4 protein-coding genes are annotated in these 3,925 nt (G+C 40.6%); 2 read left to right on the forward strand and 2 right to left on the reverse strand.

What is annotated here, in order from left to right; translation table 11 throughout:
* Positions 1-198: 198 nt before the first annotated feature.
* The gene (locus tag AC1DV1_RS31100) at positions 199-966 is read right to left on the reverse strand and encodes a hypothetical protein (RefSeq protein ID WP_477368679.1); all 768 of its coding nucleotides are present in this window, start codon (positions 964-966) and stop codon (positions 199-201) included.
* Positions 967-1,256: 290 nt separating this feature from the next.
* On the opposite strand from AC1DV1_RS31100, the gene AC1DV1_RS31105 reads away from it, so the two are divergent.
* Complete coding sequence (locus AC1DV1_RS31105; RefSeq protein ID WP_477368682.1) at positions 1,257-1,796, forward strand: hypothetical protein; 540 nt, start codon at positions 1,257-1,259, stop codon at positions 1,794-1,796.
* Positions 1,797-1,814: 18 nt separating this feature from the next.
* On the forward strand, positions 1,815-2,399 hold the full coding sequence (locus AC1DV1_RS31110) for an LOG family protein (RefSeq protein ID WP_477368685.1): 585 nt from the start codon (positions 1,815-1,817) through the stop codon (positions 2,397-2,399).
* Between the two features lie 427 nt (positions 2,400-2,826).
* Here the strand turns inward: AC1DV1_RS31110 and AC1DV1_RS31115 are convergent, their stop codons facing one another.
* Positions 2,827-3,600 carry a C1 family peptidase gene (locus AC1DV1_RS31115; protein ID WP_477368688.1) on the reverse strand — a complete coding sequence of 258 codons (774 nt, stop codon included), beginning with the start codon at positions 3,598-3,600 and terminating at the stop codon, positions 2,827-2,829.
* Positions 3,601-3,925 lie beyond the last annotated feature (325 nt).

The following is a 3,925-nucleotide window of genomic DNA, read 5'->3' on the forward strand; positions in this document are numbered from 1 at the left end:
AAGCAATTATTGAATTATTGAATGACTGAATTATTGAATTTTATTCACAGTCATTCAATAATTAAAAAACTAAAGAAGCCCCTAATTACACAAGCAGGTAAGCAATTATTGAATTATTGAATGACTGAATTATTGAATTTTATTCACAGTCATTCAATAATTCAATAATTAAAAAACTAAAGAAGCTTTGGCCGCTAATTACTGGCCGTTAATGGATGCCGACTTTGGGATGATACTGTTTGATGTTATTATTTTTAAAGCCTGGTCGTTGGTAAAACCCTCTTTGGTAAGGGCATCAAAATACTCTTTATTTAGTTTTGCTATCTCGGCTATTTTTCCGGGCTGCTGGTAATAAGCAAATTGAGCGTCAAGCAAGCTTTTTACCATGGATGTATACATGGGGGCCATGGCGTTTGCCATTTCATTACCGTGTCCATAAAATAAACCTTTAACAGTGTCGGTATTCGCCGGTGGTGGTAATAATTCCACGTTGGTTATTTTTATGCCCTTATCCCCAGGCGATGAATGTATAACATCAACGTTATAAAAATTAAAATAGTTTATTCCATCACTCCGTTTGCCGGCGCGTTCAATAATATCGATGGTTTTGGTGTTGGCGGGAATCTTTTTAAAATACACTTTAAACTCCAGCTTATCATTTAGTTTTTTTAAGGTGTTCCTCGTCTCAGGAGCTACGGCAATCCCTTCCGATTTTACGTACCCGTAATGTTTATTATCAACGTCTGTTTGAATATAAATTTCCTTGTTAAGCACGGCCCAGGCGTTATCACTGCCGGCATAATGCCTAAAACTTACTACGGTATACTGTTGATCCGTCTCAATTTTGGTGATGGTGCTTGTCGGGCTGTCAGTAGTTTCAATATCGGGATTGGTAACAGTTTGGGCAAAAGTACTTTTAAGGCCGATTGTAAATAATACGGCTGCAAGGATTAAGGCTTTTTTCATATGGATGTTTGGTTTATAAGGTTTGGTAAATGTAATTATGTAATAATACGTATTAAATGGATAAACGGCTAAAGTTAATGGATAATACTATCCAGTGCGATTGGGTATTTCACATTTCATTAGCATCCTAACCAGTTCGCCGGTCCTGATAGTATAATGCGAAACTGATTTTGTGTAAAACATTAAAAAAGAAAGCAGTAATTTGACCGGACAAATTAAATTATATGCGATTATTTAAAATGGTGTTTTTTTGTTCATTATTGATAACAGTATTTTTAACGGGGTGCAATATGCACAACAATGAACATGTTATTGATCTACTTAATAAAGACAACGGCGAAAACGTTTGGGGCGGTGATGTTCGTTTTTCTGTAGTCAACATCAAAGAAGTTGATAAATCGTTCGTGTATGATTTACAGGCAAAATATAAGCAAAAGCTTGTTGGCTTTGAGGTAGCGATACCCAAAAATACAAACCAGGGCGAAAATGGGTTCGGTAAAGGTGTCATGATCAGGAGCCTTGGTAAAAAGAGCGACGATTTCAGGAATGCGCTTGCCGAAATTTATAAGATTAAGGTTGATACCAATAAAAAGTTTGTTGATAAGATACCGGCAGCTTTTGTTGATCTTGATATATTTGCCAAAGCTTTAGTGAACAACGCCAATACCGATCAGAACTACTTAAATCAGCTGAAGTTGTTTTTTGATACTCCTGACGGCGATGAAGCAKAAGTGTTTCTGAATGTTCGCAAAGGTCAGCAGGTTGTCGAACTTGCAGAGAAAGATGAGGAATACAGAAGCTTGATCATCAAACTATTTACGCAACCATAACTATATCAATTTAGATAAATGAAATCCATCTCCGTATTCTGCGGCGCCAACTTTAACGGCGATCCTTTATTAAAACAAGCTATTGAGCAACTGGCCGAAGTTATGGTAAGCCGCGATATTACCCTGGTATTTGGTGGCGGTAAAGTTGGTGTTATGGGGCTGATAGCCGATGCCATTTTAAGCCGTGGCGGTAAAGCGATAGGGGTGATACCCCAGTTTTTGATGGATAAGGAAGTTGGGCATACCGGGCTAACCGAGTTGCATATTGTAGATAACATGCACCAGCGCAAGCAAATGATGAATGATTTGTGCGATGGAATCATTACCCTGCCCGGCGGACTGGGTACCCTTGAAGAGTTTTTTGAAGTACTTACCTGGCTGCAGTTAGGCCTGCACAGCCACCCGATAGGCCTGCTTAATACCGGTGGATATTACGATTCATTGCTAAAACAACTGGATGTAATGGTTGAGCAAAAATTCCTGAAACCCGCCAACCGCGAACTGGTGATTACCTCTGGCGATCCAATTGAACTGGTAAGCCTGATGAGCAACTTCGACGCCAAGCCCGACGAAGTTTGGTTTAAGGATAGAAACCTTTCTTAAGTCAAAATTCAAAAGTCAAAATTCAAAAAGGGAAGTTCGCAAAAGGGGGCTATACCAATTTCTGTTAATTCTTAAATCCTGAAAATTCTGATTCAAACAAATGTGTTAGGGATTGGCGTGGATACCGGCCAACGCGCGTAATGCCTGCAGGCGTATGAACAAAAAGCCCGGCCGAAGGCAACACCATAAAAAAGTATCAAGTAGTTAGTAGCAAGTATCAAGATTTTTTGATGTGCAGGCGTGCAGATTAACTGCGTTAAGGGCGTCGCCGTTTCAGATGGGCAGATGAAAGAATTATTTGAGACAAAATCCCATAATTCATTAATCTGCTAAATCCCGGTTCAGAAAAAAAAAGCAGATTTCAGACATCAAACCTGCGCAGAAAAATCATCTGCACATTTGAAATCTGAAATCTGCACATCAAAGATTATCCTTCCACCTGCGTTATTGTCCAAAAGTCATCAGCAAGGTCGGTGCTGGTGATGTAATCATAGGGCATTAAAAAATAGCCTTTTTGTCCCCAGGCGTCGCCCCAGCTATTGCGGATAATGAATGCTTTTTTACTATCGTCATACCCGGCAGCCATAACCGCGTGGCCACCCAAAACACTTTCGGTTTTTGAGGGCATGGGCATTATGCCGGTTTGGGCAACAGTGGCACTTTCAAAGCTCTGGTAAACGGTGAAGCCAAAAACAAAAGGATTACCGGTAGCAAGGCACGATTTTAACTCGCTGATGTTCATATTGTTTAAGCGGGTGTACTGCAGGGCCTGGTTCTTTTTAGCCTTGGTGAATGATGTTTTTGTTGGCTTTTTTGCAAATTTCTTGATATTATACGGCCAAAGTTTCTCGTCGCAAACACCCAGGGTGGCTACTGATTTTATGCCATCGCGCAGTTGGGCGCCGCTATCCTGGCTTACGGTACCTTCCAGCACTCGTTCGTTATAATAAATAAACAGGCGCGATGGGTTAAAAACCGGCAGTTTTTGGCGCATCAGCTCAAACTGAAAAGCGCCACCTATAGCATTGGCCGTGCATGAGCCTAATTGGCCTTGATCATAAACAGGAGGGCATTGCAGCCGCATGTCAACCATTGGTGGTAGCGGCTTAGCTAAAGCTTCGGGCCTTACAACAGCATATCTTAAATCGCGATGATCGGGCAGGTCGGGAGTCCAGCCGTAGTGTTGAGTTTTTTGTATCATGACAGATTGGGGGCTAAGTAATTGTGAAGTAAAGCTATATGGATCCAGGTAATTATATATACGTGTTTTTACGCTATTTTAAACGTAGTGCTACTGGTTTGTCATTGGTCATCATCGCTGCGCTTGTCATTGGTCATTTCGCTTCGCTGTCATTAGTCATCAGTAGATTATTTGAAAGTTTTTAAAACAATGACTACCAGTTAAACTTGGCCCTAAATGACCAATGACCAATGACCAATGACCAATGACCAATGACCAATGACCAATGACCAATGACCAATGACCAATGACCAATGACCAATGACAAATGACCAATGACCAATGA

The organism is Mucilaginibacter sp. P4_D1, assembly GCF_056401935.1.

Excerpts from the sequence above, each read along its gene's own strand:
- AC1DV1_RS31100 (WP_477368679.1), bottom strand. The coding sequence starts at position 966 with ATGAAAAAAGCCTTAATCCTTGCAGCCGTATTATTTACAATCGGCCTT.
- AC1DV1_RS31110 (WP_477368685.1), top strand. The coding sequence starts at position 1,815 with ATGAAATCCATCTCCGTATTCTGCGGCGCCAACTTTAACGGCGATCCT.
- AC1DV1_RS31115 (WP_477368688.1), bottom strand. The coding sequence starts at position 3,600 with ATGATACAAAAAACTCAACACTACGGCTGGACTCCCGACCTGCCCGAT.